The 26,125-nt window shown below is 44.6% G+C and carries 26 protein-coding genes and 9 tRNA genes; 6 read left to right on the forward strand and 29 right to left on the reverse strand.

Annotated elements, in window-relative coordinates; translation table 11 throughout:
- Positions 1-637 precede the first annotated feature (637 nt).
- A complete protein-coding gene (locus tag AB4138_RS12420; RefSeq protein ID WP_017060180.1) occupies positions 638-1,033 on the forward strand; it encodes a DUF2391 family protein in 396 nt (131 codons plus the stop codon).
- 344 nt (positions 1,034-1,377) lie between these two features.
- Here AB4138_RS12420 and AB4138_RS12425 read toward each other — a convergent pair.
- From AB4138_RS12425 to mutY, 13 genes are all read right to left on the reverse strand, one after another.
- Positions 1,378-1,453, reverse strand: a tRNA-Asn gene (locus AB4138_RS12425).
- Between the two features lie 29 nt (positions 1,454-1,482).
- Positions 1,483-1,558: transfer RNA gene (locus tag AB4138_RS12430), tRNA-Thr, on the reverse strand.
- Between the two features lie 36 nt (positions 1,559-1,594).
- Positions 1,595-1,670, reverse strand: a tRNA-Asn gene (locus AB4138_RS12435).
- A gap of 25 nt (positions 1,671-1,695) precedes the next feature.
- Positions 1,696-1,771 (reverse strand) — tRNA-Thr (locus AB4138_RS12440).
- Positions 1,772-1,827: 56 nt separating this feature from the next.
- Positions 1,828-1,903, reverse strand: a tRNA-Phe gene (locus AB4138_RS12445).
- Positions 1,904-2,138: 235 nt separating this feature from the next.
- Positions 2,139-3,764, reverse strand: coding sequence for a methyl-accepting chemotaxis protein (locus tag AB4138_RS12450; RefSeq protein WP_372114055.1), 1,626 nt, complete (start codon positions 3,762-3,764; stop codon positions 2,139-2,141).
- Positions 3,765-4,146: 382 nt separating this feature from the next.
- Positions 4,147-4,222 (reverse strand) — tRNA-Asn (locus AB4138_RS12455).
- Positions 4,223-4,278: 56 nt separating this feature from the next.
- A tRNA-Phe gene (locus tag AB4138_RS12460) sits at positions 4,279-4,354 on the reverse strand.
- A 7-nt stretch (positions 4,355-4,361) separates the two neighbouring features.
- Positions 4,362-4,437, reverse strand: a tRNA-Thr gene (locus AB4138_RS12465).
- A gap of 74 nt (positions 4,438-4,511) precedes the next feature.
- Positions 4,512-4,587 (reverse strand) — tRNA-Phe (locus AB4138_RS12470).
- Between the two features lie 103 nt (positions 4,588-4,690).
- Complete coding sequence (gene mltC / locus AB4138_RS12475) at positions 4,691-5,824, reverse strand: membrane-bound lytic murein transglycosylase MltC (RefSeq protein WP_017063191.1); 1,134 nt, start codon at positions 5,822-5,824, stop codon at positions 4,691-4,693.
- A 69-nt stretch (positions 5,825-5,893) separates the two neighbouring features.
- On the reverse strand, positions 5,894-6,166 hold the full coding sequence (locus AB4138_RS12480) for an oxidative damage protection protein (RefSeq protein WP_010435637.1): 273 nt from the start codon (positions 6,164-6,166) through the stop codon (positions 5,894-5,896).
- A 28-nt stretch (positions 6,167-6,194) separates the two neighbouring features.
- Entirely contained in the window at positions 6,195-7,256 is a 1,062-nt protein-coding gene (mutY, locus tag AB4138_RS12485; protein ID WP_065584120.1) for an A/G-specific adenine glycosylase, read from the reverse strand.
- A gap of 165 nt (positions 7,257-7,421) precedes the next feature.
- On the opposite strand from mutY, the gene trmB reads away from it, so the two are divergent.
- Positions 7,422-8,141, forward strand: coding sequence for a tRNA (guanosine(46)-N7)-methyltransferase TrmB (gene trmB, locus AB4138_RS12490; protein WP_017062250.1), 720 nt, complete (start codon positions 7,422-7,424; stop codon positions 8,139-8,141).
- Positions 8,142-8,490: 349 nt separating this feature from the next.
- Positions 8,491-9,411, forward strand: a complete 921-nt coding sequence (gene glsB, locus AB4138_RS12495) for a glutaminase B (protein WP_017062249.1) — start codon at positions 8,491-8,493, stop codon at positions 9,409-9,411.
- A 138-nt stretch (positions 9,412-9,549) separates the two neighbouring features.
- Here glsB and hemW read toward each other — a convergent pair whose 3' ends face one another.
- From hemW to AB4138_RS12530, 7 genes are all read right to left on the reverse strand, one after another.
- Positions 9,550-10,737, reverse strand: coding sequence for a radical SAM family heme chaperone HemW (gene hemW / locus AB4138_RS12500; protein ID WP_017067796.1), 1,188 nt, complete (start codon positions 10,735-10,737; stop codon positions 9,550-9,552).
- Complete coding sequence (locus AB4138_RS12505) at positions 10,737-11,336, reverse strand: XTP/dITP diphosphatase (RefSeq protein ID WP_017062247.1); 600 nt, start codon at positions 11,334-11,336, stop codon at positions 10,737-10,739. The genes hemW and AB4138_RS12505 overlap by 1 nt, the downstream gene beginning before the upstream one ends.
- A gap of 48 nt (positions 11,337-11,384) precedes the next feature.
- A complete protein-coding gene (locus AB4138_RS12510; protein ID WP_017062246.1) occupies positions 11,385-11,816 on the reverse strand; it encodes a DUF4426 domain-containing protein in 432 nt (143 codons plus the stop codon).
- Positions 11,817-11,844: 28 nt separating this feature from the next.
- Positions 11,845-12,135 (reverse strand): DUF167 family protein YggU, encoded by a 291-nt coding sequence (yggU, locus tag AB4138_RS12515; protein ID WP_017067797.1) that lies wholly within the window; start codon positions 12,133-12,135, stop codon positions 11,845-11,847.
- Positions 12,136-12,164: 29 nt separating this feature from the next.
- Entirely contained in the window at positions 12,165-12,722 is a 558-nt protein-coding gene (locus tag AB4138_RS12520; RefSeq protein WP_017067798.1) for a YggT family protein, read from the reverse strand.
- Between the two features lie 76 nt (positions 12,723-12,798).
- On the reverse strand, positions 12,799-13,617 hold the full coding sequence (proC, locus tag AB4138_RS12525) for a pyrroline-5-carboxylate reductase (RefSeq protein ID WP_372306237.1): 819 nt from the start codon (positions 13,615-13,617) through the stop codon (positions 12,799-12,801).
- A gap of 78 nt (positions 13,618-13,695) precedes the next feature.
- Positions 13,696-14,400 (reverse strand): YggS family pyridoxal phosphate-dependent enzyme, encoded by a 705-nt coding sequence (locus tag AB4138_RS12530; protein ID WP_017062243.1) that lies wholly within the window; start codon positions 14,398-14,400, stop codon positions 13,696-13,698.
- 26 nt (positions 14,401-14,426) lie between these two features.
- On the opposite strand from AB4138_RS12530, the gene AB4138_RS12535 reads away from it, so the two are divergent.
- Both AB4138_RS12535 and AB4138_RS12540 read left to right on the forward strand, forming a co-directional pair.
- Positions 14,427-15,464 carry a type IV pilus twitching motility protein PilT gene (locus AB4138_RS12535; protein WP_017062242.1) on the forward strand — a complete coding sequence of 346 codons (1,038 nt, stop codon included), beginning with the start codon at positions 14,427-14,429 and terminating at the stop codon, positions 15,462-15,464.
- 14 nt (positions 15,465-15,478) lie between these two features.
- Positions 15,479-16,588 carry a PilT/PilU family type 4a pilus ATPase gene (locus tag AB4138_RS12540; RefSeq protein ID WP_017062241.1) on the forward strand — a complete coding sequence of 370 codons (1,110 nt, stop codon included), beginning with the start codon at positions 15,479-15,481 and terminating at the stop codon, positions 16,586-16,588.
- Positions 16,589-16,662: 74 nt separating this feature from the next.
- Here AB4138_RS12540 and AB4138_RS12545 read toward each other — a convergent pair whose 3' ends face one another.
- The 9 genes from AB4138_RS12545 to metK form a co-directional block, all read right to left on the reverse strand.
- Positions 16,663-16,800, reverse strand: a complete 138-nt coding sequence (locus tag AB4138_RS12545) for a hypothetical protein (RefSeq protein WP_170791814.1) — start codon at positions 16,798-16,800, stop codon at positions 16,663-16,665.
- 99 nt (positions 16,801-16,899) lie between these two features.
- Positions 16,900-17,322 (reverse strand): Holliday junction resolvase RuvX, encoded by a 423-nt coding sequence (gene ruvX / locus AB4138_RS12550; protein ID WP_004735480.1) that lies wholly within the window; start codon positions 17,320-17,322, stop codon positions 16,900-16,902.
- A gap of 60 nt (positions 17,323-17,382) precedes the next feature.
- Entirely contained in the window at positions 17,383-17,946 is a 564-nt protein-coding gene (locus AB4138_RS12555; protein WP_017062239.1) for a YqgE/AlgH family protein, read from the reverse strand.
- Positions 17,947-18,062: 116 nt separating this feature from the next.
- Positions 18,063-19,013: a glutathione synthase gene (gshB, locus tag AB4138_RS12560; protein ID WP_280617760.1), complete on the reverse strand. Its 951-nt coding sequence runs from the start codon at positions 19,011-19,013 to the stop codon at positions 18,063-18,065.
- 9 nt (positions 19,014-19,022) lie between these two features.
- On the reverse strand, positions 19,023-19,754 hold the full coding sequence (gene rsmE, locus AB4138_RS12565; RefSeq protein WP_017062238.1) for a 16S rRNA (uracil(1498)-N(3))-methyltransferase: 732 nt from the start codon (positions 19,752-19,754) through the stop codon (positions 19,023-19,025).
- Between the two features lie 153 nt (positions 19,755-19,907).
- On the reverse strand, positions 19,908-20,639 hold the full coding sequence (locus tag AB4138_RS12570) for an endonuclease (protein WP_017063198.1): 732 nt from the start codon (positions 20,637-20,639) through the stop codon (positions 19,908-19,910).
- A gap of 96 nt (positions 20,640-20,735) precedes the next feature.
- Positions 20,736-21,236 carry a SprT family zinc-dependent metalloprotease gene (locus tag AB4138_RS12575; RefSeq protein ID WP_017062236.1) on the reverse strand — a complete coding sequence of 167 codons (501 nt, stop codon included), beginning with the start codon at positions 21,234-21,236 and terminating at the stop codon, positions 20,736-20,738.
- Positions 21,237-21,316: 80 nt separating this feature from the next.
- The gene (locus AB4138_RS12580) at positions 21,317-22,114 is read right to left on the reverse strand and encodes a DUF2189 domain-containing protein (protein ID WP_017062235.1); all 798 of its coding nucleotides are present in this window, start codon (positions 22,112-22,114) and stop codon (positions 21,317-21,319) included.
- A gap of 368 nt (positions 22,115-22,482) precedes the next feature.
- Complete coding sequence (gene metK, locus AB4138_RS12585) at positions 22,483-23,637, reverse strand: methionine adenosyltransferase (protein WP_017062234.1); 1,155 nt, start codon at positions 23,635-23,637, stop codon at positions 22,483-22,485.
- Between the two features lie 355 nt (positions 23,638-23,992).
- Here metK and tkt point away from each other — a divergent pair, with 355 nt between their 5' ends.
- Positions 23,993-25,987, forward strand: coding sequence for a transketolase (tkt, locus tag AB4138_RS12590; protein ID WP_102333136.1), 1,995 nt, complete (start codon positions 23,993-23,995; stop codon positions 25,985-25,987).
- Positions 25,988-26,125 lie beyond the last annotated feature (138 nt).

The following is a 26,125-nucleotide window of genomic DNA, read 5'->3' on the forward strand; positions in this document are numbered from 1 at the left end:
TTTACTTTAATTGGTATTAGTTAACAGCCTTTCGGCTACGAAATCTGACTTCTGCTCTATCTGTGAATCTATAGGATACGTGTAATTAGGGCTCTATCATGGAGGCTTCTCTTAAGAACGCTAGAGCTCATAATGAGTCGACTTAATGTCTCTTGTTATGCATTGAGCTTAAAACCACTCTCGATGGTATTGAGCGACTCGTTCTAAGTACTTCAAAGGGTGAAAGTAGGCTAGATTCAGCTTAAAGGTGAGGGTCGCTAAGTGTGTTCCCAAGTGGTGCCTGAGGGGTATATAAGCTAAGAAATAGAGCATCCCTCGTATTCGTGAAGTGACGTTTATCACCCTGCGGATTTAGATTCTTTGGTTCTAGGTGCTGGTATATTAGGGGTTACCACTCTGTCTTCGATTTTGATGTGTTTGTTGACTCGATATTAATCAGTCGTGTTGACCGTTTTGCTCTGAGCATATTGATTTCTTGCTGGTTAGTTCAAGCTATGTTTTGGTTATTGCGACTAAGATGAAGCTAGAAGGTCACTACTGTTTGCTTAGTAGAAATAAAAATCCCCCAAATCATCGGCGGATAGTTTTGTGATTCTTTTCAGAATTAGATAAAGCCTTAAACCTAATGGGTCGAATTATGAAATTGAGTTTTAACTTTGAAGATGCGAGCCAGATCTTTGTGGGATCTTTTGCCTTGGCCGTGCCGATTTCTTTTTCTGAAGAGGCTTGGAAGTTAGGGGAGACTTTACCTACCGCTAATCTATTGCTGCTATTTTTACTGTCTGCGGTGTTCTTAGGCTTCTATACGTATGAGAGTGTCTTTCAAAAAGATGTTGTTGCTCGGTTGCCGGTGTTTATTTTCAGAATAGTGATTGCTTATGTTATGACGGCATTGGTCGTTGCTTTGGTACTGACTTGCCTGGACAAATTACCTCTATTGAGTGATCCCGTCGTATCGATCAAAAGAGTGATTGTTATTTCAATGCCAGCCTCTATGGGCGCTATTGTAGTGGATAGTTTTGATAAAGAGTAATCTGTGTATCAATTTGGATTGAAGTGTCTTACAGAGCTTTTCAGCGCTTACTTGATTCGTTATTTAGCTTTCTTACCTCCAAACTTAGTATTGATTTTTTCAACCGATCTCCTAGTCAATAAAATGAGTAGCAACGTACTGTGACTGACTCTTACGTGAATGTGTCGTTTGTTGTTGGGAGATTTTGAAGAGCATTAAGTAGCGAAGATTTGTAGCTTTGGAAGGATATAAAAACGGTTGGTTTCTGAATTGAATATGGTATTTGAAAGGTGAGGGTAGTTGTATTAATAAGTTAGGATCTTTAGATGCAAAAAAGCCGCATCAATGATGCGGCTTCTTTTAATTGGCTCCCCTTGCAAGACTTGAACTTGCGACATACGGATTAACAGTCCGCCGTTCTACCAACTGAACTAAAGGGGAATTGATTGTTTAGTCTCTAATCAAGAGAATGGTGCCGACTACCGGAATCGAACTGGTGACCTACTGATTACAAGTCAGTTGCTCTACCTACTGAGCTAAGTCGGCATCATGAATCAAAAAGCTTATGCTTGATGATTAACTTGGCTCCCCTTGCAAGACTTGAACTTGCGACATACGGATTAACAGTCCGCCGTTCTACCAACTGAACTAAAGGGGAATTATTCTTAAAGCTTTAAAAGAAATGGTGCCGACTACCGGAGTCGAACTGGTGACCTACTGATTACAAGTCAGTTGCTCTACCTACTGAGCTAAGTCGGCACATAATATTTCTTTGTGCTTTACTGTTGTTGTCTAAGACACCAACAAATAAATTGTGGTGCCCGGAGGCGGAATCGAACCACCGACACGAGGATTTTCAATCCTCTGCTCTACCGACTGAGCTATCCGGGCGACGAGGTGTATTAAACGTGTTTTCGCGTTCTGGGTCAACATTAAATTGCAAAAAAAGTATCGTTTGATGTTTTTCTATACTTAGTGGGTTGTTTTTGCTCATTTGGGGTGAAAAACCTAGGTCTAGCATGCCCTAAAAGATAGTAAAACTACGGTTAACTACACTGAATGGGCGCCGAAATAAAAAAAGCACGTATGAAAACGTGCTTTTTTATTTGAAAATTTTCTAGGGAGTTTAGTGTTTTACTTCAAACCTATTAACCCAAGCTTCTAATTCGTTGGAAAGAGAGGCAAGAGTTTGGGTGCTGTTATGACTTTCTGTTACGACATTGCTCAGTTGGTTACCGCTCTCTTCGATCATATTGATACGCTTCGATATATCATCGCTCACCTGAGTCTGCTCAGCGGCCGCTGTTGCGATTTGATGACTCATTGATGAAATGGACTCTAATGCGACAACAATCTGTTGTAGTGCTTCAGAGGCGTTTTGAGACTCTGTTACGGTGCTTTCACTGGTCGCGGCACACACTTCCATGGTTTGAATTGCGTTGCGAGATCCCTCTTGAAGGTTATTAATCATTAATTGGATTTCTTTTGTGCTCGATTGTGTTCTGCCTGCAAGGTTACGAACCTCATCTGCTACAACAGCAAATCCACGACCTTGTTCGCCAGCTCGAGCTGCTTCAATGGCTGCATTTAGTGCCAATAGGTTAGTTTGCTCCGCTATATCACCAATCACATCCAATACTTTTGCAATGTTGTTTACATCGTTATCTAGGTTAGCGACAGCTTCGCTTGCTGTGCCTAGTTGGCCTGCTAAGCCTTGAATGTTATCTACTGTGTTGTGAATGAGTTGTTGGGTATGCTGGCTCTGTTTGTCGGCCTCGTCGGTGTTGCGCGCGGTATCGCTAGCTGAAGCAGCTACGTTATTGGCTGAAGAGGCCATCTCGGTCATTGCTGTCGCGATCATCTCTGTTGATTGCTGTTGGGTGTCTGTCAGTTGACCAATTGACCCAGCGCGATCTTCTACGCGCTGCAGTTCGCCTCTTAATGCCAGCATTGAAGCGTCAAGGTTTGATACTAGCTCAGCCAATGACTTACTCATTTGTTGTACGGCGTGATAGATACTGCCGTCAATTGCCTGAGTTTCGAAAGAGGTTTGAATTCGACCTTGTGCTACGGCTTGTACTGCTTCTCGTACGTCTTTAGGTTCGCCGCCAAGAAGCGCTAGCATGCGTTTAATGGATACAATTAGGCTCGCCAGAATAAGACCAGCAATCACGACACAAAGGAATAGCTGCCATTGAGCAGTAGACCAAAAACGAGCGTTAACTTCATTGAACCCGATACCAGTGCCGACAACCCAACCCCAATGTGGCGTTTTCTCTGCAATAGACTGTTTTTCTTCAATCGTTCCATCTGGCAGTTTTTGTGTCCAGGTGTACTCAATGATCTCGCCAGTACGATTACCAAGTACTCTTTGGATTAGCTGCCCAACACTATTGCCGTCGCCATCTTTAAAGTCGTTAAAACTGGTTCCGTGCAGTTGAGGATCTAATGGTGTCGCGATAAACGTCATGTTCTCATCGGCTACGTAAACATATTCATTATCTTTATAGATGTTGTTGCGTAGAAGGCGAGTAGCTAGTTGCTTGGCTTGCTCTTCTTCTAGTGTGCCATCAATCGCCATTTTTTCGACTTCAGTAAGAATGCTGTATGCGCTCTTAAACAGCTCTGTTACGCGAGCTTTGTTGTCCATGTTGCTAGCAACTCTTAAGGTCCATAAGCCTGTAGCCGTCAGTGCTAGCAGGGCGATCAAGATGATGCCCGATAATAAGTAAGCTTGCGTTTTTAGTTTCATATTTCCCCGCGCAGCGATTCAATAATTAGTATTAGGTATAATTCATCGAATCTTAATCTAAGTGGTGTAAGGCAGATATTAGAAAGACATCAAAGTATGATAGAGATTAAATTTTCGAAGAAAAAAAAGTAACAGGACTTGGTTCTATTTGTTTTAATGTGAATATTAGCGGGTCATGAACTTTATAAGGCGTTGGTTCTGTTGTAGTGGATATGCTTTATAGAACTTAGAATCAACTGCTGTAGTAAGAGTACTAAAAGGAGATAACTCAATTTATCGAGACTGATTAAGAGTTAGTGAGGAGCTGATGTGTATATTGAATAGAGTTTGTTTTTGTTCAAACGAAAAAAAGCCAAGTCTTTCGACTTGGCTTTCTTGAATGTGGCTCCCCTTGCAAGACTTGAACTTGCGACATACGGATTAACAGTCCGCCGTTCTACCAACTGAACTAAAGGGGAATTATTTGTGTCAACATCAGGTCTATAAAGACCATTATTTGTTAAGCACCAAATAATGGTGCCTCGAGGCGGAATCGAACCACCGACACGCGGATTTTCAATCCGCTGCTCTACCGACTGAGCTATCGAGGCAAAAGAATGGTGCCGACTACCGGAGTCGAACTGGTGACCTACTGATTACAAGTCAGTTGCTCTACCTACTGAGCTAAGTCGGCACACTAAATTCTTTATGCTTTTGTCCGTGTTGTTACTCCCTGTTAAAGAGTGTTGACACCAACAAATCAAATTGTGGTGCCCGGAGGCGGAATCGAACCACCGACACGAGGATTTTCAATCCTCTGCTCTACCGACTGAGCTATCCGGGCAACGGAGCGCTATTAAACGGATTTTCTGCATAACCGTCAACTCCTTTTTTGAAAATAATTAAAAAAACCGTTCGTTCGTTGTTTTTTTATTCAAAAGTGAGGGTTATGTTTTACCTTGGTTAAATTCTTTTTTGAATTGCGTTACTTTTTCGAGGTATCGGCGCGACTCTTTATTTGGATGCTTCTTGGTAAGCGCCCAGTAGGCTTGGCTCGGTTGCAGCGAGTTTAAGTCTTGCATTGCTCGCTTTCTGTCCTTACTGAAGGTATTGAGTACGCCACCAGTACCGCCGTTATAGGCTGAAATCATACTGTATTCAAGCGTTAATGGGTTTTTTACGTCTTTCAAATAACGATTTTTAAGGATGTAAAAGTATGCGGTGCCAGCATCAATGTTGTTTTCTGGATTGAATAAGTACTCAGGGCTTGGTTCACCAGGTTTCTTTTTGACGTGTTCAAATACATCTCGACCAGCGGTTTTAGGTACCACCTGCATAAGACCATAAGCATTAGCCCAGCTTACGGCGTACGGGTTGAAGCTACTCTCTGTCTTGATGATAGCGTAGATTAAATCTTCAGGGATGTCATAACGCTGAGACGCTCGTCGAACGATGTCGGCATATTGATAACTACGCTGGCTAGCGTGGTCGGCCACCATTGGGATTTCAACGTAGTAGGCTTTTTTAAAGTCGACTTCTTTGGTTTTTAGGTTATTCGCGATCAGGTAATCCGCAAACTGGTTCGCTCGCCAAGTCCATTGAATGGGCTTTTTTTCTTGGTCTACGACCTGATTATAGAGGAAAGGTTTGCCTTCTAGCTTGATGCTTTTAGAAGAGAATAGATCGACATGCGCCGGATCATCTGGCGTCAAAAGGGTCGTCATGATCGCATTTTTGAGGTGTTTTTTCGGTTCGGTAGAGGAAACCGTTTCCACCGTTATCAGGCCTTGGCTAAAATTCACTTCTGAACGACTTAAGTAATTATCTATGTATTTCACATAGTTACTCTTACCTGCTATCTTGATTTCACTGCTACCCCAACGTTTTTGAATGTTGCCTGAAAAGCTATCTATTAATGAATCTAGCGCCCCGGTATCTTTTTCAAATTGTCCGGGTAGCTCAGCTAAATTCTTCACAAACCGGTTGGTTGGCTCGTAATTGACATCATAAATGCTTTCGACAAATTCACGGCTGCAGCCAGTTAATAACATGGCTGTTAGGAAGTAACTTAGCTTTTTCATAGTTCCTCATACAAAAATGACATCGCAGCGTTAACCATGATGTCATTAAAAATTGCTTAAATAAATGTCTTATTCGCTTGGTGGAGTATAGCCATCAATTACGACATCTTTACCTTCAAAAAGGAAGTTAACCATCTCAGTTTCAAGAAGTTTACGATGCTCAGGATCCATCATGTTTAGCTTCTTTTCATTGATAAGCATAGTTTGCTTGCTTTGCCATTGTCCCCAAGCTTCTTTAGACACGTTGTCAAAGATACGCTTACCTAAGTCACCTGGGTAAAGTTGAAAATCTAGGCCTTCAGCATCTTTTTGAAGGCGAGCACAAAATACAGTGCGGCTCATAGTGGTTCCTCTTATCGCGTTCGTTGATTCAAACGTCGTCGTTCAGTTCAAAGGGTAGGCTCTCAATAAGCTGCTTTACAGGAGCGGCTAGGCCAATTTCTTCCGGTTTTGATAAGTTATACCAGAGACCTTTAGCCCCTTCCATTATCAAATCTGGTTGTTTATCTAATTTCACTAATACTGGCGTGATATCTAAGTGGTAGTGGCTGAAAGTGTGTCTAAACGCAATCATGGTCTTGATCGAATTGGTTTGAGTGTCTTTGATCGAACGAAGATCTAGTTGATGTTCGATCTCTGCGTTTTCATTTTGAGGGAAACAAAACAATCCGCCCCAGATACCAGATTGAGGGCGCTGTTCGAGCCACACTTGGTTGTCGTGATACAGAATCACAAACCATGTGTCTTTTACTGGCTTTTCTTTCTTAGGCTTTTTGCCAGGGAAGTCGAGCTGTCTATCGAGCTTCTTGGCCTCACACATGCTTTCAATCGGGCACAAGGTGCACTTAGGCTTGCTACGGGTACAAACCATGGCACCCATGTCCATCATTGCTTGGTTGTACTTATCGACATCTTTGTTCGGAGTATGTGCTTCGGCGTGTTCCCAAAGCTGGTTTTCGACTTTCTTTTGCCCCGGCCAACCTTCAACGGCAAAACTTCTCGCAAGCGTTCGTTTTACATTGCCATCAAGAATCGCATGAGGAAGTTTATGAACCGATGATAAGACGGCTGCTGCTGTTGAGCGACCAATCCCCGGTAGCGCGTTCATCTCTTCGATAGACAGCGGAAATTCACCACCATATTGCTCAGCAACGATCTTGGCTGCTTTATGTAGATTGCGAGCTCGTGCGTAATAACCAAGCCCTGTCCATAAGTGGAGTACCTCATCTTGTTCGGCGTTCGCTAGGTCGATAACCGTTGGAAAGCGTTCTAAGAAGCGTTGGTAGTAAGGAATCACCGTAGCAACCTGAGTCTGCTGAAGCATGATTTCAGATAGCCAAACGGTGTAGGCGGTTTTGTTTTGTTGCCAAGGCAATTCTTTACGCCCGTAGGCGTCATACCACTTTAATATGGCGGTTGCGAAAGGAGTCACGACATGCTCTATGCTTTGCTATTATTAGAAGCGAAATTGCACCACACTTAACGTTGGATGTAAAACAGACAAATTGTGTGGGAATTTATCCACGGAAAGACTTGCACCGGAGGCAATTCTTTGGATAATCCCCGCTTTGATTAATCAATGTGCAGGCAAAAATCAATGAGTGAAGTGACCACTAACGAATATACTGAAGACGGCAAACTGGTTCGTAAGATCCGTAGCTTTGTTCGCCGCGAAGGCCGCTTAACAAAAGGCCAAGAGAACGCGATGAATGAATGTTGGCCAACAATGGGTATCGACTACAACCCAGAGCTTCTTAACTGGAAAGAAGTATTTGGCAACGATAACCCGGTTGTACTAGAGATTGGCTTCGGTATGGGTGCATCACTGGTTGAAATGGCAAAGAACGCACCTGAGAAAAACTTCTTAGGTATTGAAGTTCATAGCCCGGGTGTTGGTGCGTGTTTAGGTACAGCTCGCGATGCTGGCGTAACTAACCTGCGTGTAATGTGTCACGATGCTGTAGAAGTATTTGAACACATGATCCCAGATAGCAGCCTGCATACTCTGCAACTGTTCTTCCCTGACCCATGGCACAAAGCTCGTCACCATAAACGTCGTATCGTTAAGGCTGAGTTTGCAGAGATGGTTCGCGGCAAGCTTCAACTTGATACTGGTGTTTTCCACATGGCAACAGACTGGGAAAACTACGCAGAACATATGATTGAAGTGATGAACGTAGCTCCAGGCTTCGAAAACATCGCTGAAGATGGTGATTACATCCCTCGTCCGGATGAGCGCCCGCTAACTAAGTTTGAAGCTCGTGGCCACCGTTTAGGTCATGGTGTTTGGGACATTAAGTTCAAGCGTACTAAGTAACTTCGAATCAAATTAAGTGAAGGGTAATCCGACTTAGGGTTTAACCCCTACACTTTATGGGATTGATTAAAGCCAACATTATTGTAATGTTGGCTTTTTTGTCCTTAGGCTTTTATTTCAGTAAAGGCTTAACGACAGAAAGTAATACCAATCACAGTAAGTAAGTGATCAGAAATAGCGTAGGAAAAAGGCTTGAGAACAAGGCAGCATTTTTCGATAAGTAGTTACTCTACAATCAAAAATTCTAACGCAGTTATCGAGCATTTTAACAAGCTAGAGTGAACAGTTATTTACTACGATTGGTATATGTTACACCCCTACAAAAATAACAATATAGAAGTAAGCGCACATGAAACCAACTCAAGCTATTTTGGCCGAGATCTTAGACGAAGTTCGTCCTTTAATTGGACAGGGAAAGGTCGCTGATTATATCCCTGCACTGGCTCGCGTATCGAACCAGAAACTGGCGATCGCGGTATACACCAATGAAGGTGAGGTGATTAAAGCAGGCGATGCTGAAGAAGCATTTTCTGTGCAATCTATTTCTAAAGCCTTGAGCCTGACGCTAGCTATGGTGCTATATAAGCCTGAAGAGATTTGGCAAAGAGTAGGCAAAGAGCCTTCTGGTCAAGCCTTTAACTCGATGATTCAGCTTGAGATGGAGTATGGTATTCCCCGCAACCCGTTCATCAATGCGGGGGCAATTGTCGTTGCAGACCTACTACAAAGCCGCTTGTCTGCGCCTAGGCACCGCTTGTTAGAGTTTGTGCGTCAGTTATCGGGTGATACTCATATTGTGTATGACAAGGTGGTAGCGGCTTCAGAAATGATGCACAGCGATCGTAATGCTGCCATTGCTTATTTGATGCGTTCATTTGGTAATTTTGAGAATGATGTTATCCCAGTTCTGAATAACTACTTCCACGCTTGTGCGCTTAAAATGACGTGTGTGGATTTGGCAAAAACCTTTAGCTATTTAGCAAACAAAGGCGTGTCGGTTCAAACCAAGAAAGAGATCATCACGCCAGTTCAAACCAAGCAGTTGAATGCTTTGCTTGCGACGTGTGGCTTGTACGATGGGGCTGGTGAGTTTGCCTACCGTGTTGGTATGCCAGGAAAATCGGGCGTTGGTGGCGGTATTATTGCTATCGTTCCTGGCGAAATGACGATTGCGGTGTGGTCTCCAGAGCTTGATCCTTCTGGCAACTCGCTCGCAGGTACTAAGGCTCTAGAGTTGCTTTCAGAGAGAATTGGTCGTTCTATTTTCTAAGAGAAAGATTCGAGCACGGACGTTGTCCTATAGAACGCTTCGCTCCGAGAGAGGGCTATAAAACAAAAAGGGTTGACCCTAAAGCCAACCCTTACGCAATGCTTCTCGAATCTCGAATCTCGAATCTCGAATCTCGAACTACTCGTCTTCTTCTGCCATAAAGGCTTCTAACAGATCATTGAGAAACAGCTTTCCTTTTTCAGTGATCTGCCAGTGAGTGTCGGTTTCCTTCAAGTAGCCTAGCTCTTTTGCCCATTCAATCGTTTTTTGAATCGAGTCAAAACCAAGCCCTGTCGTATCAATGAAATCCTGCTTTGGACATGCTTCCATTAACCTAAAGCGGTTCATGAAAAATTCAAAAGGGCGGTCTTCATTCGGCACTTCAAATTCATCTGATAGATAAGGTTTTACCATGTTTTGGTACGCAGCTAGATAGCCTCTAGGGTGCTTAACCTTAGTGGTACGAACAATGCGTCCATCTGTAAAGCTCAGCTTGCCATGAGAGCCACAGCCAATACCTAGATAGTCACCAAAGCGCCAGTAGTTGAGGTTATGTTGGCACTGATATCCCGGCTTGCTGTAGCCTGAAATTTCGTACTGCACATACCCTGCGTCTGCGAGCTTCTTATGGCCTAGGTCGAAGATATCCCAAAGGTCATCATCATCAGGCAGCGTTGGTGTTTTGTAATAGAACATGGTGTTAGGTTCTATTGTTAGCTGATACCAAGATAAGTGCGGAGGGTCGAGTTCTATCGCTTTATCCAAATCAGCCAACGCTTGTTCAATACTCTGTTCGGGTAAGCCGTGCATTAAGTCTAAATTGAAACTATTCAATCCAATCTTATGCGCTAAATGAGCAGCATTTACCGCTTCATCTTGACCATGAATACGCCCAAGTCTTTCCAGTTTCTCTTGCTCAAAACTTTGCACACCCACCGAGATTCGAGTAATGCCTGCCTTTTGGTAACCTGCAAAACGCTCAGCTTCGATAGTTCCCGGGTTGGCTTCCATGGTGATTTCTATTTCAGGTTTGAACGGGATGCGCTGTTCAATGCCTTGTAACAATCGGCCAATTCCTTCAGGAGAAAACAGGCTTGGGGTACCGCCACCAATAAAGATCGAATGCAGTGGGCGAGGCATACCATTGAGCTGATATTTTTCGATATCAGTATCGAGATCTTCAAGCAGTGCATCGATGTACTCTTTTTCAGGGATCTCGGCTTTCAGAGCGTGAGAGTTAAAATCACAATACGGACACTTTTGTACACACCATGGGATGTGTACATAGAGGCTAAGTGCGGGTGGTATTAGCGCTGCATTGTGCATTACAGAGCTTGCTCCTTGAGAGTCTTGAATAGTGACGCAAGCGCTTTACCACGGTGTGATAGTTGCTTCTTACGCGAAGATTCAAGCTCTGCTGAGGCGCAGTTATCTTCTGGTACAAAGAACACAGGATCGTAGCCAAAGCCATTCTCACCGTGTTCTTCAGTAAGAATACGACCTTCCCATTTACCGTGACACACTAGAGGTGTTGGATCATTCTCGTGACGCATTAGCACCAACACACAGTGGAAACGCGCAGTACGCTTTTCAGTTTCGACACCTTGCATCGCATCTAATAGTTTTTTGATGTTCTGCTTATCGGTTGCCCCTTCACCTGAGTAACGCGCTGAATAGATACCTGGCGCACCATTTAAGTAATCAACCTCTAAACCTGAGTCGTCAGCAATGGCTGGCAGCCCTGTTTCTTTCGCTGCGTGGCGAGCTTTGATGATGGCATTTTCAATGAAAGTCGTTCCTGTTTCAGCGACTTCTGAAACGTTAAATTCACTTTGCGCGACAACGTCAAAACCAAACTCAGACAGAATATCTGCCATCTCGCGAACTTTACCTTGGTTGCCTGTTGCTAAAACAATCTTACTCATGGGAATGTAGCTCTAAATAAGTTAATAAATGAAAAGTAAGGTTTGAGCTTACTCTTCTATATAGAATTTCTGTGTGAAACGCAGTGGACCAGTGCCTTTTAGGCCTGCGTTCACATCGATGTCGAAGGTGATGTTTTCTTCGTGAGTTACGGGGAACTCAGCAAGGTAATAAATCGCATCGCCTTCTTTGATTTCTCGAAACTTCAAAGTACGGGTGTTTCCAACGAGGTTCTTCGCTGTTCCCGTAATTTTAGCCGTTGTCGCAGGCTTGCCTAGAGAAGCCTTGTCTAACACGCTGATGTTGAGGATTGCTGAGTATCCATTTCGCTTAAGTTTGTATTGCTTAGCGACTTGCGAAGTTAAGAACGTGGAATTAAAAGCCGAGTAATGAACCTCGACATCCTTAATGTTCTTAAATTGCCCTGCTGAGCTTGGTAAGGCAACAAGAGCGGTGAGTAGTGCTGTTATCCATAAACGCATAATGACTCCAATAAATAGCAAAAAGCCATCATAGGATGGCTTTGACTTCAGTTGGGATTTGGCTTGGCGAGCATATTCGAACTTGCTTGTGCCTACCGAGATCTCCCTTTTCTATCTTAATTTGCCCTTTTGCGACCTTAAACTGTTTCGCAAGGTATTTCGCTAAATGGGCATTGGCTTTGCCATCAACCGGTGGTGCAGTAATGGCAATTTTCAGTTCCTGACCGTGCAAGCCGACAATTTTGTCTCGGCTTGCTTTGGGTTGGATATAGAGCCTAAGAAGAATATCGTCTTCCTCGGCCCAAACCGCTTTTGGCATCGTCAAAGTACCTGATGTTTGTACTTGAATTATAGCTGATACCAAATAGGGCCAATCATGTCGCCCATTAGGAAGTTCGCAAATTGCAGAACAATGAACAGAACCAGTACGCTTAGGTCGAAACCACCCATGTCCGGAAGGATACGGCGGATAGGCACTAGCATTGGTTCAGTCAGTTGATGGAATACGTACTCGATTGGACTACGACCTTGGCTTACCCAGCTTAGGATTGCACGGATAAGTAGAACCCAGAAGATCAAACCACCAGCCGCTTTGAGCAGAGACAGTGCACCAAAGATAAGGAAGCTAATATCGAAAACGGCAGCGCCGCCAGAGATAATCAGGTTTAGAGCAACGAACTTAAGTACACACAGCACATAAGCGAAAACAACGGTCGCTAGATCAAGGCTGCCGATTGATGGAATAACTCGGCGTAGTGGGGCAACAACCGGTTGTGTCGCTTTTACGATGAATTGTGAGAATGGGTTGTAGAAATCTGCACGTGATGCTTGTAGCCAGATACGCAAGATCACAACCATGATGTAAAGATCAAAAACGGTCGAGATCAGAAAGCTCATCGAGTTCATATTGTTTCCTTTTTCGGATTTACTTGTCGCTTAGATATAACCAGAGCGGCAAAATGCTTGTTTACCTTGATTGGTACTAAAACAGTTTTTCCATCTCTTCAGCTCGAGCAACCGCCGCTTGCATGGCTTTTGCTACGATGTCTGATAGTTGATGTTCGTTAAACGTGCGTAGTGCTTCTGCGGTCGTGCCGCCTTTGGATGTCACTTGTTCACGCAGTGTTGATAATTCAGTATCTTGGTTTGCTACCACCATCTCTGCCGCGCCTAATGCAGACTGCTGCACTAGCTTACGAGCTGTTTCTTGGTCAAAACCTTGCTTGATTGCTTCAGCTTGCATCGCTTCCATAAACAGGAAGAAGTAAGCCGGAGCGCTACCCGCCGCCGCAATGATGTTGTTGATTCCAGACTCTTGTTCAACCCAACTTACTTCACCTACAGCTTGCATCAGCTGAGATGCAAAGTCTTTATCATCTTGGCTGACAGTTGCATCGGCATAAAGACCGCTCATTCCTTTACCTAGCAGTGATGGCGTGTTTGGCATCACACGAACAAGGTTCAGTTGGCAGTTTAACATCTCATTGAGTCGATTCGCATTAATACCCGCAGCAATGGAGATAACCAGTTTGTTGCTAAAGTCGATGCTTTGTAAGGGTTTACATACATCAGCCATCATCTGTGGTTTCACTGATAACACAACAACGTCTGCTTTTTCAGCTGCGGCAATATTATCGCTGGTGGTATTGATGCCGTATTCTTGTTCTAACGGCAGCCTTCTGGTTTCTGAAGGTGCTGTCGCAGTAATCTTTTGCGCTGGGTAACCACTAGCAACTAAGCCAGCTACAATTGAGCGAACCATGTTTCCCGCCCCAATAAAGGCGATGTTCTTATGTACCATATATAAAATCCTGAGCGTGTCGCTGCGCGGATAAGGCGAAGCGGTATCAATACTTGTACTTGTCGTTACTTACTACGGCTATTTCGCGTAATCACGAGCGCCGAAAATAGCTGTTCCAATACGAACCATTGTGCTGCCAGCCTCAACTGCTGCATCCATATCACCACTCATCCCCATCGAAAGGGTATCAATGTCTGAATACTTCGCGGCTAGCTTGTCTTTAAGCTCTGCCAGTTGAGAAAATGCATTAAGCTGAGATTGATAGTCAGATACGTTTGCAGGAATCGACATCAATCCTCTTAAGGTGAGGTTGGGGAGCGATGAAATCAACTCCGCGAGTGCAAAAACTGTCTCTTCTGAGGTTCCAGATTTGGACTCTTCACCACTGGTGTTTACCTGAATCAACACTTGCAAAGGTGGAAGTTCGCTTGGTCGTTGATCATTAAGCCTTTGTGCGATCTTATCGCGATCGACGGAATGCACCCATTGAAAGCTTTCCGCGATTGGGCGGGTTTTATTGGATTGAATTGGACCAATAAAATGCCACTCTAAATTTAGGTTAGAATGTTGTTCTGAAAAGTGTTTTACTTTATCTACACCTTCTTGAACATAGTTTTCACCAAAGGCAACTTGGCCTCCGAGTGCGGCTTCTAGAATCGCATCAATAGGTTTAGTTTTGCTGACGGCTAAAAGTTGCACGGACTCTGGAGCTCGTCCGCACTTTTGCTCAGCACTACGAATCTGTGAGGTGATTTGTTCGATATTTTGTTGAATACTACTCATAGCTGACTTTACTTAAGGGAAAATAAATGGATATCACTGAGTTACTAGATTTTAGTGTAAAGCATAACGCGTCAGATCTACATCTTTCTGCGGGTGTATCTCCAATGGTACGTATAGATGGTGAAGTAAGGAAGCTTGGAATCCCAGCTTTGAGTCATGCTGATGTGCATCGTTTGGTTTTTGAGATCATGAGCGATTCACAACGCGGCGAGTTTGAAGAAAAACTGGAAGTCGACTTCTCTTTTGAATTACCCAATGTTGGTCGCTTTCGTGTTAATGCGTTTAACCAAGCCCGTGGCTGCTCAGCTGTCTTTCGAACTATCCCTGTCGAAATCCCGACTTTAGATCAGTTAGGTGCACCTGAGATCTTCGAAAGGATTGCTAACTACGAAAAAGGGTTAGTGCTCGTCACTGGTCCAACTGGCTCTGGTAAATCAACGACTCTTGCGGCGATGGTTGATTACGTAAATCGCAACCACAATAAGCATATTCTGACGATTGAAGACCCGATTGAATTCGTTCACACCAATAATAAATGCCTAGTCAACCAGCGTGAAGTTCACCGTGATACCCACAGTTTTAAAGCGGCACTGCGCAGTGCCTTACGTGAAGACCCAGACGTGATTCTGGTTGGTGAACTTCGTGACCAAGAGACGATTAGCTTAGCGTTAACCGCAGCAGAAACGGGTCACTTGGTCTTTGGTACTCTGCACACCAGTTCTGCGGCTAAAACGATCGACCGTATTATCGATGTGTTCCCAGGTAGCGATAAAGATATGGTTCGTTCGATGTTGTCTGAATCACTGCGCTCGGTGATAGCCCAGAAGCTGCTAAAGCGTGTTGGTGGTGGTCGTGTGGCGTGTCATGAAATCATGATGGCAACACCTGCGATCAGAAACTTGATTCGTGAAGATAAGGTTGCGCAGATGTACTCGATCATTCAAACGGGCGCAGCGCACGGCATGCAGACCATGGAACAAAATGCGAAGCAGCTGATGGCGCAGGGCTTGGTTGATTCGGAAGAGGTCGAGAAAAAGATCGAAATTGAAACCTCAATGTTTTAATCAAGGTGGACACAATGGAATTGAATCAAATCCTTGAGGGAATGCTTTCTCAAAAGGCATCGGATCTTTATATCACGGTTGATGCGCCAATCCTTTTTCGTGTGGATGGTGAATTACGCCCCCAAGGAGAGAAGCTGAATGCGGCTCAAGTTGCTCAATTACTTGATGCGATGATGGAACAAGACCGACGTGATGAATATCAGCAAACGCGTGAGGCTAATTTTGCGATTGTGCGTGACTTTGGTCGTTTTCGTGTCAGTGCATTCTTTCAGCGAGAGCTACCTGGAGCGGTCATTCGACGTATCGAGACTAACATCCCAACCTTTGAGCAACTAAAGCTTCCTGATGTACTACAGGACCTATCAATAGCTAAGCGCGGACTTGTGCTGGTGGTTGGTGCGACAGGCTCTGGTAAGTCGACCTCAATGGCTGCAATGACAGGCTATCGCAACACCAATCGCTCGGGACATATCTTGACGGTTGAAGACCCGATTGAATTTGTGCATGAACATAAAAAGTGCATCGTGACACAGCGTGAAGTTGGACTCGACACCGAGAGCTATGAAGTCGCGCTTAAGAACTCGCTACGCCAAGCACCAGACATGATCTTGATTGGCGAAATCCGTAGCCGTGAGACCATGGAATACGCGATGACCTTTGCTGAAACGGGTCACTTGTGTATGGCAACCTTGCACGCCAATAACGCTAACCAAGCGCTAGAGCGTATTCTTCATTTGGTGCCGAAAGAGCAGAAAGAACAGTTCTTGTTTGACCTATCGATGAACCTGCGTGGTGTCGTCGCTCAGCAACTCATTCGCGACAAGAATGGCAGCGGGCGTCATGGTGTATTCGAGATTCTGCTGAATAGCCCTCGTGTTTCTGACTTGATTCGTCGTGGTGAACTACACGAACTGAAAGCAACCATGGCTAAATCGAAAGAGATAGGTATGCAGACCTTTGACCAAGCTTTGTATGATTTAGTGATAGCAGGCAAGATCAGCGAAGAGGATGCGTTCCACAGTGCCGATTCTGCTAATGACTTGCGCTTAATGCTCAAAACTAGACGTGGTGATGACGACTACGGAACTGGGGCGTTGGCTGGTGTGAAGATAGATATGGGGTGATAAAAAACGCCTGATTTGATTCTAGGTTAAAATCAGGCGTTCATCATATTCATCGTTCGACTGCGTCTGTATTATCAACGCTTCTTGTTCTTAGGCTCGCTGATTACGTCTGCGTCAGTCGAAGTATGATTCATATAACCTGCATTATTGGAGCTTGTCGAACTGCATGCTGATATTGCTAGAGCTACGAAGATTGCTAGAAAAATTTTCATGTGAACTCCCACTTACCTAATAATGAATTGCTTCGACATTACGCCGTAATATCATTATAGGATCACAAAGGAGTTTAATCTTTGAGCTCTTAATTTTCGTTATGAATATTGTGCTTCAAACCAGCTCTCTAAAATGACGACTGCAGACTGGTTATCGACATTACCTTTACTTAGTGCTTTGTAGCCGCCCATTTCAAAAAGGTCGGCCCTTGCTTCTGTCGTAGAAAGTCTTTCATCATGCAGTTCAACATCGACACCAAAGCGCCCTTTTAGGCGATTGGCAAACTTCTTCGCCCTTGGTGTAATCGCGGCTAGATCTTTACCATGAAGATCGGTAGGAAGACCAACCACGATAAGATTCGGCTGCCACTCCTTAATTTGCTTTTCGATATCGTCCCAATTTGGGATGCCATCTTTGGCTTTAAAAGCTTTTAGAGGGCTTGCGGTGCCCGTGATTTCTTGTCCTATCGCACTACCGATACTTTTTGTACCGTAGTCAAATGCCATAATTGTTCGTGACATGGGGTTTCCAAATTTATCTGTGTTTGAGAGTGTCTGTTTATTTTACTTAGTTGATTTGAGCTAGGCGTGACCAGCGTCTGCTGAAAGCTGAGCTGCATTAATGCCTAACATCTGTACAGCGACTTTCCAGCGGTCAGAAATCGGTGTATCGAAGATGACCTTCGGATCGGCTTCAACGGTTAACCATGAGTTCTCGGTCAGTTCTGTTTCCAGTTGTCCGGGTTCCCATCCTGCATACCCAAGTGCGACTAAATAATTCATCGGCTCATCTTCTGTGCCCAACACCATCAAGATATCTTTTGAGGTTGTCACTGAGATTTGATCCGTCATGCTGATACTGGATTGATAGTTGCCTTTAGGTTTGTGCAAAATAAACCCACGGTCTTCTGCGACCGGTCCACCATTCAATACAGGCTTATCAAGACTTGCTTGGTTGGGTTTTGGCTGATCAGAATCAACCTCAACTTGCTTAAGCATGCTACCGACAGTGACATCAATAGGGGCGTTGATCATCAAACCCATCGCGCCTTCGTCATTGTGCTCACAAAGGTAAATCACCGAATTTTGAAAGTATGGGTCTTTCATTCCGGGCATAGCAACCAGAAAGTGGTTCGTTAAATTCATAGAGCCTCCTGCCAGTGTGTTCCCAGTAAAGGAAAAAGAGCGGCGTAAAGCCGCTCATTGTTCTTTGCCTAGATATTTCTGTGTTTTCGAATAGCTAAGGCTTTCTTTAGTTTAGGCTATTTAGCGTTAACGCGACGCTCAATTGCATCCATTAATTTACCTGTAACTGAAATATCAAAAGCGGCTTCAATTTCACGGATACAAGTAGGGCTAGTCACGTTAATTTCAGTCAGCTTGTCGCCGATAACATCAAGCCCAACAAAGATTAAGCCTTTCTCTTTCAGTGCTGGAGCAACTGCTCTTGCGATAGCCCAGTCTGTTTCACTTAGAGGACGAGCTTCACCTGTACCGCCAGCAGCAAGGTTACCTCGAGTTTCCCCTTTTGCAGGAATACGCGCTAGACAGTAAGGCATTGGCTCACCGTCAACCACAAGAATACGCTTATCACCATTGCTGATGTCTGGAACAAAAGTTTGTGCCATTGCGTAGTTCTGACCGTGGTTGGTCAAGGTTTCAATAATAACTGATACGTTTGGATCGCCTTCTTTCACACGGAAGATAGACGCGCCGCCCATGCCATCAAGTGGTTTTAGAATCACGTCGCCGTGTTCTTCTCGGAACGCTTTAATTTTTTCAGCTTTACGAGTCACGATGGTGGTCGGTGTCAGTTCAGGGAACCATGCCGTGAACAACTTCTCGTTACAGTCACGTAGGCTTTGTGGTTTGTTGACGATCAGTGCGCCGTTCTCTTCAGCACGCTCAAGAATGTAAGTTGCGTAGATGTACTCAGTATCAAACGGAGGATCTTTACGCATTAGTACCGCATCTAAATCGGATAGCGTGATAGTCTGTTCTGATTTGAACTCGTACCAACCGTTTGGATCTTCTTTTAGTTCAACAACCTTAGTGTCAGCAATGGCTACGCCTTGATCTAAATGTAGATCATCCATTTCCATGTAATGGATTTCGTAACCACGACGCTGAGCTTCAAGCATCATGGCAAAGCTAGAGTCTTTTTTGATGTTAATGGATGAAATTGGATCCATTACGATGCCAAGTTTGATCATTTTTTTCTCCTAGCCTAGATCGCCAAAACGGACTTGTAAGGCAGTAATTGCGGTTAGAGCTGCTGTTTCGGTACGAAGTACACGTGGGCCGAGTAGCGTCTCTTCAAATTTGTATTGTTCTGTCATGCCGATTTCTTCAGCCGACAAGCCACCTTCAGGGCCGATCAATAGGCGTACCTTACTGATAGGTTCTGGAAGGGTATTAATTGAGTATTTTGCACGAGGATGTAAGTTCAGCTTTAATGCTTCACTCGGTTCGCTACACCACTCTTCAAGTTGCATGATAGGGCGAATGACTGGAACCGTATTGCGGCCACACTGTTCACACGCCGCGATAGCAATCTTTTGCCACTGTGCGAGTTTTTTCTCGAAGCGTTTTGTATCAAGCTTAACGCCACAGCGCTCTGAAATTAAAGGGGTAATGGTGTTCACACCAAGCTCAACCGATTTCTGAATCGTGAACTCCATTTTGTCGCCACGTGAAATCACTTGGCCTAAATGTAAGTCTAACGGAGATTCGCTGCTGCGTTCGATGCGTTCAGAAACATTAACGGTGACATTTTTCTTTGATACTTCGGCTATCGTCGCAGGGAATTCAGCGCCACTGCCATCAAATAGAAGGACTTCTTGGCCTTCTTTCATGCGAAGGACACGACCAACATGACCCGCGGCATCTTCGCCTAAAGCGAGTGAACCTAACTGATGAATGCGTTCTGGGTGATGAATACGAGGGATTCTCATGCTGGTAAACCTATAAATATGTTCATTTGGGTATTTTGTCTCTGCCTAACATGGATGCTTTTAGTTGAAAAAACAAGGGTAGAGCAAGAGTTTCAGGGGCAATTCTGAAACTCTTGTTTGAGATAGTTAGGAATGTTGATTGTACGAGCGACGTTATTTACAAGCAGGGTAAACAAATGGGTTGTGATTACCTTGGATGGCATAGATTCGCTCATCACGAGTACATTCCCACTTGTCGACAGGAAATTGCTTGTTCCACGCCATCATTAGGTTGGTTTGTTGCTTAGATAGTTTGAAACCATACTCTTGGCTCATGTAAAGGTAAGTACGCGCGATAGAGCCTTTTGCTCTGTCTGGCGGCATAACTTTACGCTGCTTGAAGTTGACCTGCATTTCACACTGACCATAGCTCACACCATCCATGCCATTCCACTGACTGAAGTTGTAGTTGGAGCGATCACCGTTAACCTCGCCAATGGCCGGAGTTAGGTTGTGAAGGTCGGCTTCCATGGATTTGAATATTTTGTCATTGCGAGTGCAGTTCTTGCGCCCACCATCTTGCCAACACTGACGCTGGTGGCCAAATTGCCAAGCTGGAACCACGTGTTCCCACTCAATTCGACTCGCCCGCTTTTGTTGTTTTCGGACTTGATAGCCACAGCCATCAAGGTCGGGAATGCCTTTCTTTTTGTCCTTCCAAGTAATGTCACAGCCGCAATAAAATGAAGTCGGATGGTCGAGGTAAATCTTCACCGCTTCTCTTTTTGCTTTGGAAAATGAGCTCGGTGGTGCGGCGAGAACGCTTTGGGTTACCAGTAGGCCAAATACTATTGTTAAGTAAAAAGATACAGGTAGGCCAAATGCTTTGAAGGTGAGTTTTTGCATAGAAAAAGACTGATAAAAGTATGATAAACATCAGTCTAGCACTCAAATGTTAGATCTCTCTATTAGATTTGTTCTACCGAGTAAATCAACCTGTCACTAGCTTAGTTGAGTTCCCGTGAAAGCTAAGGTTTGCTGGCACAATTGGCAGCGGTAGGTCGATTGATTCCGAAGTACTTTGTTGTGTCGTCTGATTGATAATGGGTAAGTGGTGCACTCACATCGATATTCAAAGGTTTTCCCTTGAACTGACGCGATTTCAAAGCTGTGAGTTGTTCTGGCTGGCACGTTGAATACTTTTTCCATCACGTATTTCCACTCGTTTCCGTGAGGCCTAACACGTCCGAAAACCTGATGCGTGATCAGGTGTGCGAGTTCATGTGGCACAACCTCGTTGATGAAGGCATCTTCATTTTCAGAAAATAGTACGTGGTTGAGCTTAATTTCGTTGAGCTGAAGGTAGGCCTTTCCCGCCGCTTTGCCTCTTAACTTGAAGGTGATAGTTGGGTGTGGAAATTCACGAGAGAAATGTTGATTTGCGATAGCTAGGCATTCGGCCAATTTCTTATTTGCTCGGTGTTGTTGCGGGGTGTAAGACAAACGTTGTTAACTCCAAATAAAAGGCCTCAGCGTTTAAACCAAGGCCTAATCATAACATTGCTTGTTGATCTAGCGATGCTTTACACGTGATGTTTTTTCTTAATGATCTCGTGATAAGCGTGCCATGTAGCATAGCCAAGTAGCGGCATGGTGACGATCATTCCGATGCCGTAGGTGGCAAAACCCACCAAAATACCGGCACAAATAATACTCGCCCAAACCACCATTGCAGGGATGTTCGATTTCACGGCATTAAAGCTAGTGAAAATCGCACTCATCACATCAACGCGTCTCTCCATCATTAACGGAATTGAAAATGCTGAGATGCTAAATATGAGGCTTGCGATAACAAAACCAATCACAGAACCCGTAATTAAGAAGGGAGCGAACTCAGCCAGTGGTGCGCCTTGCACTGAAGGGTAGAGCGCGTGCAATAACGCAGCGATACGCATCCAGAATATCATCGCAACCATCAATACGATCGCAAAGGCCCATTGGTGGGTGGAGTTGCGAGTGATGGCTTTCATCGAGTGCAGTAGGCTTGCGTTGTGGCCTTTTTCTCTTTCCCAAGCTGCGTCATACAAGCCCAGAGCAAGAAACGGCCCTATTAGCATGTACACGATCAGGCTTGGCATTACGACCAAGTGTGTTCCTTGCCATTGGACAAGCTGAACAATGGCGATTGCCGCTCCCATAAAGCACAAACCGTAGAATGCGCTGATTAATGGCATTCTTACTAAGTCATGCAGAGCAAGCGACAACCAATGAAAGGGTGCGGAAATACTGATTTGGTTACAAGGAATGGTGCGAGCGTAATCCTTATCGCTGACCTTGTGTTTTTTATCGTTCAGTTCGGATGGGTGCGCGGTACGAGGCATAGATCCCCCTAGTTAAATAACGTCCTAGTTATAATTCCATAAGGCTCATCGATGTGGCTTGTGTGAGAGTTATGGTGTTGAGCTAAATTGCTCTTTGTCATCCCAGTTTTTGTTCTAGCGTGCATTTAACGAGCGTTATCAGGCTGAATTAATTTAAGTTAAATGTGAGCTTGATCTCTTAGGAGTTACCTTAACTATTGTCAGTAGTGTTAGAAAACACAAATTATCAGCGGTTTTTTATACTAAGTGGTTAACGGTAAAGAAGGGCATTAGAGAAGAGAATGGCGAGTGAAAGTAAGGTAAGTACATAAAAATAAAGCCCTTACTAAGAAGTAAGGGCTTTGAAGAAACAAATCGCAGTGGCTAAATTATTTTAGGCCAGCGAAGTCCGCAAGGATTGCTGCTTTGTCAGTCGCTTCCCAAGGGAACTCTTCACGACCGAAGTGGCCGTATGCAGCAGTCTGCTTGTAGATAGGCTGAAGAAGGTTCAACATCTCTTGAAGACCGTATGGACGTAGGTCGAAGTTTTGACGAACTGCTTCAATGATAATTTCGTGAGCTACTTTTTCAGTACCAAACGTTTCAACCATGATAGATGTTGGATCAGCAACACCGATAGCGTAAGACAGTTGAATCTCACAACGGTCAGCCATGCCAGCAGCAACGATGTTTTTCGCAACGTAACGAGCCGCGTAAGCTGCAGAACGGTCAACTTTTGATGGATCTTTACCAGAGAATGCACCGCCACCGTGACGAGCTGCGCCGCCGTAGGTATCAACGATGATCTTACGACCTGTTAGACCACAGTCACCCATTGGGCCACCGATTACGAAACGGCCTGTTGGGTTGATGAAGAAGTTAGTGTCTTTGTTGATCCACTCAGCAGGAAGTACTGGTTTGATGATCTCTTCCATTACTGCTTCACGTAGATCCGGTGTTGTTACTGAATCGCAGTGTTGAGTCGAAAGAACAACAGCGTCGATACCAACGATTTTACCTTGGTCGTATTGGAACGTAACTTGAGATTTCGCATCAGGGCGAAGGAAGTCAAGTTTACCGCTCTTACGTACTTCAGCTTGCTTCTTAACAAGAAGGTGAGAGTAAGTAATTGGAGCCGGCATTAGGATTGGTGTTTCGTTAGTCGCGTAACCAAACATGATGCCTTGGTCGCCTGCGCCTTGCTCTTTAGGGTCTTCTTTATCAACACCTTGGTTGATGTCTGGAGACTGCTTACCAATTGTGTTTAGAACAGCACAAGAGTCAGCGTCAAAGCCCATATCAGAATGAACGTAACCAATTTCACGTACTGTTTCACGAGTGATTTCTTCGATATCAACCCATGCAGACGTTGTTACTTCACCGCCAACCATAACCATGCCGGTTTTAACGTAAGTCTCACAAGCAACACGTGCTTTTGGATCTTGTTCCAAGATGGCATCAAGAACAGCATCAGAGATTTGGTCTGCAATTTTATCTGGATGGCCTTCTGAAACAGATTCAGAAGTGAATAGGTGCTTAGCCATGAGAGCTCCACTTTTAGTTTTTGGTGTAAATAGTTTATGGCGTCGCAAGCTAGGAAGCGCGCCATTAAATACAGTATATTTTGTAGGTGTTTCTACATCTAGACGGCTATTCTAAATTCCAGCGGTCGAATTACAAGCTCTTTTTTATGATATGTCATAACTAATCGTTTGCGTATCGATTGAGATAAGCCACTGCCAAGTGATGTAAATGTTCGAAAATTGCGAAAAATGACCGTTAAAATGCCAGTAAAACGTTTGCAGTCGCAATAGTCGTTTGAGAGAATACCCGCGCTAATTAAAATGAAAACATTAGCACTATCTCTTTTTTAAATCGCTTATGTATCCAGGAGCAGACATGCCTTCTCGTAAAGATCTAGCCAATGCAATCCGCGCACTTAGCATGGACGGTGTTCAACAAGCAAATTCAGGCCACCCAGGCGCACCTATGGGTATGGCTGACATCGCTGAAGTTCTTTGGCGTGGCCACTTGAACCACAACCCAGCAAACCCAGAGTGGGCTGACCGCGACCGTTTTATCCTGTCTAACGGCCATGGTTCAATGTTGATTTACTCTCTGCTTCACCTTGCAGGCTACGAGCTTTCAATTGAAGATCTGAAAAACTTCCGTCAACTGCACTCTAAGACTCCTGGTCACCCAGAGTACGGTTACGCTCCTGGTATCGAGACAACGACGGGTCCTCTAGGTCAAGGCATCACTAACGCTGTTGGTATGGCAATGGCAGAGAAAGCACTGGCTGCACAGTTCAACAAAGAAGGCCACGACATCGTAGACCACTACACTTATGCATTCATGGGTGATGGCTGTCTGATGGAAGGTATCTCTCACGAAGCATGTTCACTAGCTGGTACGCTAGGTCTTGGTAAGCTAGTTGCTTTCTGGGATGACAACGGTATCTCTATCGATGGTGAAGTGGAAGGTTGGTTCTCTGACGATACTCCTAAGCGTTTTGAAGCATACGGCTGGCACGTAATCCCAGCAGTAGACGGTCACGATCCGGAAGCAATCAATGCAGCTATCGAAGCAGCTAAAGCAGACCCTCGTCCAACGCTTATCTGTACTAAAACTATCATCGGTTTTGGTTCTCCAAACAAAGCTGGTACGCACGACTGCCATGGCGCTCCACTAGGTGCTGATGAAATTACAGCAACTAAAGCAGCACTTGGTTGGGAACACGGTCCTTTCGAAATCCCAGCAGATATCGCAGCTGAGTGGAATGCGAAAGAAGCGGGCGCAGCAAAAGAAGCGGCGTGGAATGCTAAGTTTGACGCATACGCAGCGGCTTACCCTGAGCAAGCAGCAGAATTCAAACGTCGCACTAACGGCGAACTTCCAGCTGAGTGGGAAGAGAAAGCAAACGCAATCATTGCTGATCTTCAAGCTAACCCAGCAAACATCGCTTCACGTAAAGCATCTCAAAACGCATTAGAAGCGTTTGGTCAAATGCTACCAGAATTCATGGGTGGCTCTGCTGACCTTGCGCCTTCTAACCTAACTATGTGGTCTGGTTCTAAGTCTCTTGAAGCAACTGACTTCTCTGGTAACTACATCCACTACGGTGTACGTGAATTCGGTATGACGGCTATCATGAACGGCATCGCTCTGCACGGTGGTTTCGTACCATACGGCGCAACGTTCCTAATGTTCATGGAATACGCGCGTAACGCAATGCGTATGGCTGCTCTGATGAAAGTTCAGAACATCCAAGTTTACACGCACGACTCTATCGGCTTAGGCGAAGATGGTCCTACTCACCAACCGGTTGAACAGATCGCTTCTCTACGTCTAACGCCAAACATGAGCACATGGCGCCCATGTGACCAAGTTGAGTCTGCTGTTGCTTGGAAACTGGCTATTGAGCGTAAAGATGGTCCTTCATCTTTAATCTTCTCTCGTCAAAACCTTGCACAACAAGATCGTAATGCTGAGCAAGTAGCTAACATCGCTAAGGGTGGTTACATCCTGAAAGATTGTGAAGGCAAGCCTGAGCTAATCATCATTGCAACAGGTTCTGAAGTTGAGCTTGCTGTTGAAGCTGCTGCACAGTTAACCGCTGAAGGTAAAGCAGTACGCGTAGTATCTATGCCTGCAACTGACGCGTTCGACAAGCAAGATGCTGAATACCGTGAGTCTGTACTTCCATCTGACGTTACTGCTCGTATCGCAGTAGAAGCTGGCATCGCTGACTTCTGGTACAAGTACGTTGGTTTCGGTGGCAAGATCATCGGTATGACAACGTTCGGCGAATCTGCACCAGCAGGCGAGCTATTCAAGATGTTCGGTTTCACTACTGAAAACGTAGTAAACACCGCGAAAGAGCTTCTTGCTTAATCATTGATTGCTAGCTTAGTGCTAACAATGAAATGAATAAAAAAACCGAGCGCTGAGCTCGGTTTTTTGTCTCTGGGATTTGTTTCTCCTAGACTCATCTCTATAAGCAACAGATCAATCTGTCATGAACAAGCTGAG

Source organism: Vibrio sp. 10N.286.52.C3 (genome assembly GCF_041468865.1).
GTDB classification, from domain to species: Bacteria; Pseudomonadota; Gammaproteobacteria; order Enterobacterales; family Vibrionaceae; genus Vibrio; species Vibrio crassostreae_C.

Bases quoted from the DNA above. Each gene is read 5' to 3' on its own strand.
- metK (WP_017062234.1), bottom strand. From the start codon at position 23,637: ATGGCTAAGCACCTATTCACTTCTGAATCTGTTTCAGAAGGCCATCCA.
- tkt (WP_102333136.1), top strand. From the start codon at position 23,993: ATGCCTTCTCGTAAAGATCTAGCCAATGCAATCCGCGCACTTAGCATG.
- glsB (WP_017062249.1), top strand. From the start codon at position 8,491: ATGAAACCAACTCAAGCTATTTTGGCCGAGATCTTAGACGAAGTTCGT.
- rsmE (WP_017062238.1), bottom strand. From the start codon at position 19,754: ATGAGAATCCCTCGTATTCATCACCCAGAACGCATTCATCAGTTAGGT.
- AB4138_RS12545 (WP_170791814.1), bottom strand. From the start codon at position 16,800: ATGAAAATTTTTCTAGCAATCTTCGTAGCTCTAGCAATATCAGCATGC.
- trmB (WP_017062250.1), top strand. From the start codon at position 7,422: ATGAGTGAAGTGACCACTAACGAATATACTGAAGACGGCAAACTGGTT.
- AB4138_RS12420 (WP_017060180.1), top strand. From the start codon at position 638: ATGAAATTGAGTTTTAACTTTGAAGATGCGAGCCAGATCTTTGTGGGA.
- AB4138_RS12450 (WP_372114055.1), bottom strand. From the start codon at position 3,764: ATGAAACTAAAAACGCAAGCTTACTTATTATCGGGCATCATCTTGATC.
- AB4138_RS12555 (WP_017062239.1), bottom strand. From the start codon at position 17,946: ATGAATTTAACGAACCACTTTCTGGTTGCTATGCCCGGAATGAAAGAC.
- proC (WP_372306237.1), bottom strand. From the start codon at position 13,617: ATGGTACATAAGAACATCGCCTTTATTGGGGCGGGAAACATGGTTCGC.
- AB4138_RS12480 (WP_010435637.1), bottom strand. From the start codon at position 6,166: ATGAGCCGCACTGTATTTTGTGCTCGCCTTCAAAAAGATGCTGAAGGC.
- yggU (WP_017067797.1), bottom strand. From the start codon at position 12,135: ATGCCAAAAGCGGTTTGGGCCGAGGAAGACGATATTCTTCTTAGGCTC.
- AB4138_RS12570 (WP_017063198.1), bottom strand. From the start codon at position 20,639: ATGCAAAAACTCACCTTCAAAGCATTTGGCCTACCTGTATCTTTTTAC.
- AB4138_RS12535 (WP_017062242.1), top strand. From the start codon at position 14,427: ATGGATATCACTGAGTTACTAGATTTTAGTGTAAAGCATAACGCGTCA.
- mltC (WP_017063191.1), bottom strand. From the start codon at position 5,824: ATGAAAAAGCTAAGTTACTTCCTAACAGCCATGTTATTAACTGGCTGC.
- ruvX (WP_004735480.1), bottom strand. From the start codon at position 17,322: ATGTCACGAACAATTATGGCATTTGACTACGGTACAAAAAGTATCGGT.
- AB4138_RS12530 (WP_017062243.1), bottom strand. From the start codon at position 14,400: ATGAGTAGTATTCAACAAAATATCGAACAAATCACCTCACAGATTCGT.
- gshB (WP_280617760.1), bottom strand. From the start codon at position 19,013: ATGATCAAACTTGGCATCGTAATGGATCCAATTTCATCCATTAACATC.
- AB4138_RS12505 (WP_017062247.1), bottom strand. From the start codon at position 11,336: ATGAGTAAGATTGTTTTAGCAACAGGCAACCAAGGTAAAGTTCGCGAG.
- AB4138_RS12520 (WP_017067798.1), bottom strand. From the start codon at position 12,722: ATGAACTCGATGAGCTTTCTGATCTCGACCGTTTTTGATCTTTACATC.
- AB4138_RS12580 (WP_017062235.1), bottom strand. From the start codon at position 22,114: ATGCCTCGTACCGCGCACCCATCCGAACTGAACGATAAAAAACACAAG.
- AB4138_RS12540 (WP_017062241.1), top strand. From the start codon at position 15,479: ATGGAATTGAATCAAATCCTTGAGGGAATGCTTTCTCAAAAGGCATCG.
- AB4138_RS12510 (WP_017062246.1), bottom strand. From the start codon at position 11,816: ATGCGTTTATGGATAACAGCACTACTCACCGCTCTTGTTGCCTTACCA.
- hemW (WP_017067796.1), bottom strand. From the start codon at position 10,737: ATGCACAATGCAGCGCTAATACCACCCGCACTTAGCCTCTATGTACAC.